Annotated in this window: 7 protein-coding genes; all 7 read left to right on the top strand. The window is 69.4% G+C overall.

The window, feature by feature from the left end; translation table 11 throughout:
• The first annotated feature begins 103 nt into the window (after positions 1 to 103).
• The 7 genes from AC5P1B_RS29765 (at position 104) to AC5P1B_RS29735 (ending at position 6,011) form a co-directional block, all read left to right on the top strand.
• Entirely contained in the window at positions 104 to 748 is a 645-nt protein-coding gene (locus AC5P1B_RS29765; protein WP_493891059.1) for an HAD family hydrolase, read from the top strand.
• A gap of 43 nt (positions 749 to 791) precedes the next feature.
• Positions 792 to 2,012, top strand: a complete 1,221-nt coding sequence (locus AC5P1B_RS29760) for an MFS transporter (protein WP_493891058.1) — start codon at positions 792 to 794, stop codon at positions 2,010 to 2,012.
• Entirely contained in the window at positions 1,981 to 3,153 is a 1,173-nt protein-coding gene (locus tag AC5P1B_RS29755; RefSeq protein WP_493891057.1) for an acetoin utilization protein AcuC, read from the top strand. The genes AC5P1B_RS29760 and AC5P1B_RS29755 overlap by 32 nt, the downstream gene beginning before the upstream one ends.
• Positions 3,154 to 3,378: 225 nt before the next feature.
• Complete coding sequence (locus AC5P1B_RS29750) at positions 3,379 to 4,194, top strand: phosphatase (RefSeq protein WP_493891056.1); 816 nt, start codon at positions 3,379 to 3,381, stop codon at positions 4,192 to 4,194.
• Positions 4,195 to 4,322: 128 nt separating this feature from the next.
• Positions 4,323 to 4,532, top strand: coding sequence for a helix-turn-helix domain-containing protein (locus tag AC5P1B_RS29745; RefSeq protein WP_014053989.1), 210 nt, complete (start codon positions 4,323 to 4,325; stop codon positions 4,530 to 4,532).
• A 109-nt stretch (positions 4,533 to 4,641) separates the two neighbouring features.
• A complete protein-coding gene (locus AC5P1B_RS29740; RefSeq protein ID WP_003948845.1) occupies positions 4,642 to 4,740 on the top strand; it encodes a 30S ribosomal protein bS22 in 99 nt (32 codons plus the stop codon).
• Positions 4,741 to 4,964: 224 nt separating this feature from the next.
• A complete protein-coding gene (locus AC5P1B_RS29735; RefSeq protein WP_493891054.1) occupies positions 4,965 to 6,011 on the top strand; it encodes an NAD-dependent epimerase/dehydratase family protein in 1,047 nt (348 codons plus the stop codon).
• Positions 6,012 to 6,022: the final 11 nt, after the last annotated feature.

Raw genomic sequence — 6,022 nt, 5'->3', positions numbered from 1 at the left:
GGACGCCGCCGAACAATCATTGCAAAAGCCCTGTCGGGCAGCCCCTTTCGGGGTCCCCGACAGGGCTTTCTTGCGTTGTCGATGTGCTTTGTAGACTGCGCTCATGCGCTACGACCTGATCATCTTCGATAACGACGGCGTGCTCGTCGACAGTGAGCCGATCTCGAACCGCCTTCTCGCCGCGTATCTCACGGAGTTGGGCCACCCCACAACGTACGACGAGTCGATCCGCGACTACATGGGGTCGGCCATGCACCGCATTCACGATCTGGTGCTTGAGCGCTATGAGCGGCAGCTGCCGCCGGACTTCGATGCGACCTTTCACCACCGCGTGTTCGAGGCGTTCCGCCGCGAACTCCAGCCCGTCGTCGGTGTGGGCGCTGTGCTGGAGAAGCTGCGGGCGGACGGCGTCCCGTACTGCCTCGCGTCCTCCGGGAGCCACGAACGCATCCGTGTCGCGCTGCGGAAGACGGGCCTGTACGAGTTGTTCGCCGAGGAGCACATCTTCAGCTCGCAGGACGTCGGACGGGGCAAGCCCGCTCCCGATCTGTTCCAGCATGCGGCCAAGACGATGGGCGCGGCGCCCGACCGCTGTGCCGTAGTGGAGGACAGCCCGCTCGGGGTGCAGGCCGCCGTCGCCGCGGGGATGGACGTGTACGGGTTCACCGCGATGACCCCGGCCGACAAGCTCGCCCAGGCGCACGCGCACTTCTCGGCCATGGAGGACCTGCCGCAACTCCTCGCGTGATCGGTCTACCCAGCGGTAGTGGCGGGCCGTACGCTGCTCCGCCATGACAGCTGCGCGCCTCCGGCATGGTCGAGCCGCCCTCACCGTGAGCTTCGCCGTGCAAGGCGTCGTTTTCGCGCTGCTGGTCACGCGCATTCCGCGGCTTCAGGACCGGTACGGGATATCGGACGGGCTGCTGCCCCTGTTCCTCGCTGCCGTACCGGTACTCGCCGGCGTCGGGAGTGTGGGCACCGAACGCCTTGTGCGGTGGCTGCCGCCCAGCAACGTCCTGCGGTGGTCCCAGCCGATGGTGTGCCTCGCGCTCGCCCTGGCGGGGGCGGGGGACGCGCTCTGGCAACTCGCCTGCGCGCTCGCGGTCTTCGGTCTCGCGGTCGGCTCGCTGGACGCGGCCATGAACATGCTGGGCGTCGGGCTGCAGCGGGCCTACCGCCGCAGCATCATGGTGGGATTCCACGCCGCGTACAGCGTGGGCGCCATCGCGGGCGCCTCGCTCGCCTGGGTGGGCGCACGCGGGGAGCTGTCGCTCGCGGTGCTGTACGGGGCGGCCGTCGCCGTGCTGGCGCCGGTCGCCCTGGCCGCCAGCCGCTGGTTCGCTGACCAGCCGTCGGCAGAAGCAGCGGCGAAACCTTTCTCCGGAGCCGCCGGAGCCGCCGGAGCCAAGGTGTCCATGCGGCCGTTGTTGCCGCTGTGTCTGGTGATGGCCTTCGCGTACATCGGTGACTCCACCGTCTCCAACTGGAGCGCGAAGTATCTGGAAGACGTGCTGGACAGCTCCGAGCAGGTGGCGACCGTCCCGTACAGCCTCTACATGGCGACGACCCTGCTCGGGCGGGTCGTGGGGGACCGGGCGGTACGGCGCTTCGGTCCCGTGTCGGTCGTACGCGGCGGTGCGCTGCTCGCGGCGGGCGGCTTCGCCACCGTCGCCGCCGCTCCGGGGGCCTGGGCGGGAATGATCGGGTTCGCGCTGCTGGGGCTCGGGCTGTGTGTGATCGTGCCGCAGACGTTCGCGGCGGCGGGGCAGCTCTTCCCCGGTGCGGCCGCCTCGGACACCGCCATCGCACGGCTGAACGTCTTCAATTACGTGGGCTTCCTCGTCGGCTCGCCCCTCGTCGGTGTGGTGGGCGGGACGTGGAGCTATCGCGCGGCAATGCTGATACCCATGGGGCTCGTGTTGGCGACACTGTTCTACGCCCGTTCCTTCGCTGTCGGCGATGCCAGATACGGTGACGGGCATGAGCGGCCGCGCACAGCTGATGTGGGATGAGGCAGTAACGGGCTACGACTTCGGCCCCGGGCATCCGATGGACCCGGTTCGGCTGGGGCTGACGATGCGGCTCGTGGAGGCGTTCGGGCTCGATCGCGCGGTCGATGTGGTGGCCGCCAAGTCCGCCGGGGCGTCGACCCTGGGGCTCGTACACCGGCAGGACTATGTGGCGGCGGTGCGCCGGGTATCGGCCGATCCGGCCTCGGCGGACGGTTCGTATGGTCTGGGCACGCCGGACGACCCGGCGTTCGCGGGCATGCATGAGGCGTCGGCGCTGATCGCCGGGCAGTCCGTGGGGGCGGCGGAGGCGGTGTGGAGTGGCAGGACGCGGCGTGCGGTGAACTTCAGCGGGGGGCTGCACCACGCCATGGCGGGCAGCGCGTCCGGGTTCTGCGTGTACAACGACGCGGCGCTCGCGGTGGCGCGGCTGCTGGAGCTGGGCGCGCGGCGTGTCGTGTACGTGGATGTCGATGTGCATCACGGGGACGGCGTGCAGGCGGCGTTCTGGGACGACCCGCGCGTGCTGACGATCTCGCTGCATGAGCATCCCCGGACGCTGTTTCCGCAGACCGGGTGGCCGGAGGAGTCGGGCGGCGACGCGGCGGAGGGCGGCGCGGCCAATGTGGCGCTGCCGGCGGGGACCGGGGACGCGGGCTGGCTGCGGGCGTTCCACGCCGTGGTGCCGGAGCTGGTCGCCGCTTTCCGCCCCGAGGTGCTGGTCACGCAGCACGGCGCTGACACGCATATCGACGACCCGCTGGCGCACCTGGCGGTGACGGTCGACGCGCAGCGCGCGGTCGCCGCGAGCTGCCGCGAACTGGCGGACGAGCACGCGGACGGCCGCTGGGTCGCCCTGGGCGGCGGGGGTTACGCGGTGGTCGACGTGGTGCCCCGGACCTGGACCCATCTGGTCGGGATCGCCGCTGGCCAGCCGGTCGATCCGGCGGCTGAGACGCCCGAGGAGTGGCGGCACGAGGTGTACGCGCGGACGCGGCAGCAGGCGCCGAAGCGCATGACCGACGGGCGTGAGCCGCGGTGGCGCGGCTGGGACGAGTGGGGCTATGACCCGGCGGACGCGCTGGACCAGTCGGTCCTCGCCACCCGGCGCGCGGTGTTCCCCGCGCACGGGCTGCTGCCGTAGCCGCGCCGTTTCCGCCGCCGTGACGGAGGACCCGGCGGTGGGGCGGTTTCGCGCGGTGCGGCTCCCCGCCGGAACGTTCGTGCCTGTCAGGCCGCCCGCGCCAGGCCCGCCCGCGCCCAGTTGGAAGAGGTCGGACGCTCGGACTCCTCCTACCGATTACGCCAAGTGTGGGCCGTATGAGCGTTTCTGAGCGGTGATCAGTGGTGATCCGCCACGATCAGCGGTGTGTTGAGCACCTCCGCCCTCCGGGCGTATCTACTGGCGGTGCGGCTTGCCGGGACCGTGGCAACCAGCCGGGAACGGAGCCTGCAGCGTTATAGGCTGTTCGTCGCGCGCGACCCTCGCGCGACGATCGGTCTTGAGTCCGAACATGACTGGACCTTCGCCGAGTTGCTTAGTCTTATGAGCGCTCGGTGCGGTGTTTCTGACAATCCCGGGTATGTCACCGGCCAGGATGTGATCGATCCGGATCGTACGGTTGCCGCGCTCGACGCCTTCGCCGATCGGCTGGGTTCCGTAGCGCGGCGTCGGGCCCCGGTGCTGCTCGGCACCGGCCATCCGCACCGTCTCCTGGGCTTCTACGCCGAGCTGGCGGACGCCCTCTCGTCGGCTGGATGTCCTGTTCTCACCCCAGCGCAGGGTAGCTGTGTCGACATAACGACCCGGTTTGGAGTACGTACGCACAACCTTGACTACGACCGAGGAGTCGCGCTGATGCGAGAACCCGGCGCTCGAACACCCGGAAGTGAGCCGGGCGTGCATACCCATTCTCCGCTCCCCATCCGTGTCGCTCTGGCCACCGCCGCAGACGCCGGCACCGCCCTCCCCGATCTCGTCATCGGGGACCACGGGTGGGTCTGCGGTGCAGGTCAGCTAGGTATCGCGGCCATCGGTCTGGCCGACACGGACGACCCCGCGCTGTTCGTCGGAGAGGCGGAGGGACAGGTGTCCGTCGCCGTTCCGCTTGATGACGCTGTGCGGTCTGATTACTACCGGCCGCTTACTCGCTATGTACTCAATCGAGCGTGTCTGTCACAGTAGGCGGCTGGTCGCTACTCCTCTTCCCCACTCGTATCACCCGCCCCTACTCTGGGGAGTGAGCGCGCAGCGACGAGGAGTCACCGGAGGGGAAGCCGGTGCCCGTCATGTGCGGAAGGTTCAGGTGTGTCATGGCTGCTGGCGAGAGGCCTCTGAACGAGGTCCAGTTTCTGACCGTGGCGGAAGTCGCCTCGGTAATGCGAGTCTCGAAGATGACCGTGTACCGCTTGGTGCACAGCGGTCATCTGCCCGCTATCCGGGTCGGGAGGTCGTTCCGGGTCCCGGAGCAGGCGGTGCACGAGTACCTCCGCGAGTCGTATGTGGGGGTGGAGTCCGCCTAGCGCGCCCTCGGATTACGCCGTTCGCTCGGTGCCGGGTAGGCTGGCCCGATGTAGGTCGTGTGGGCTCGGACGCCCCGCACCGAGTGAATCGAAGTGAGCGAGGGTAGTCGTGGGCTCTGTTATTAAGAAGCGGCGCAAGCGGATGGCGAAGAAGAAGCACCGCAAGCTGCTCAAGCGCACTCGCGTCCAGCGACGCAACAAGAAGTAAGCAACGCTGTGCGACGCTCCGCAGCCCTTCCACCTCATGGTGGGAGGGCTGCGGTGCGTTTGTGGCCGGGCGGGGAACCCGGGGCGCGGGTGGGCTGGAATTGCCACTTGTCGCAGCGGGTGGTCATCACAGCGCGCCATTCGGCGGATACGGTGAGTGGTAGGCGGTAGGGCCGGGCCCACTGGGTGGTGGCTCTCGCGATGGTGGGAAGGTAGGCGCTGATCTTGGGCAGGGTCGTGCTCGTCACCGGAGTCGCACGGCAATTAGGGGGGCGTTTCGTCCGACGTGTTCAGCGTGAGCCCGACGTGGACCGGGTGATCGGCGTGGACGCCGTGCCGCCCGAGCACCACCTCGGCGGCGCCGAATTCGTACGGGCCGACATCAGGCACCCGACGATCGCCAAAGTACTCGCCGAGTACTCCGTGGACACCGTCGTCCACATGGACATCAACGGCACGCCGCTCGGGCCCAGGGGCAGCCGCGCGTCGGTCAAGGAGACCAACGTCATCGGCACCATGCAGCTCCTCGGGGCCTGCCAGAAGGCGTCGGCGGTGACCCGGCTCGTGATCAAGTCCAGCACCAGCGTCTACGGCTCGGCGCCCCGCGACCCCGCCGTCTTCGCCGAGACCACTCCGCCCAAGTCGCTGCCGAGTGGCGGCTTCGCCAAGGACACCGCCGAGGTCGAGGGGTACGTGCGGGGCTTCGCCAGGCGCCGCCCCGACGTCGCCGTGTGCGTGCTGCGGTTCGCCAACGTGCTCGGCCCGTGCGCGGACTCCCCGCTCGCCGAGTACTTCGCGCTGCCCGTGCTGCCCACCATCATCGGCTTCGACCCCCGGTTGCAGTTCGTCCATGAGGATGACGCGATCGAGGTGCTGCGTATCGCCGCGGCCGAGCCGCGCCGGGCCACGCTGAACAGCGGCACCTTCAACATCGCGGGTGACGGCGTGCTGCTGCTCTCGCAGGCCGCGCGACGACTCGGCCGCCCGACTCTGCCGTTGCTCCCGCCGACCGTCACCTGGCTGGGCTCGATGCTGCGCTCGGTCGGCTTCACCGACTTCTCGCCGGAGCAGATTCGCCTGCTCACTCACGGCCGGGTCGTGGAAACGACGCAGATGCGCGAGACACTGGGATTCCAACCCAAGTACACCACCGCTGACGCCTTCGCCGACTACGCGCGCAGCCGCGGCCCGGGGCTGCTGCCGCCCGAGGCTCTCGCTCGTACCGTCGACCGGATCGCCGCGGTGCTGCCTGCCGGCGGCGGCCAGAATTGAGGAGCGCACCA

The sequence above is a fragment of the Streptomyces sp. A01 genome (assembly GCF_059026195.1).
The sequence above is the reverse complement of the archived record's forward strand: the minus strand, read 5'-3'. Positions and strand labels throughout refer to the sequence as shown.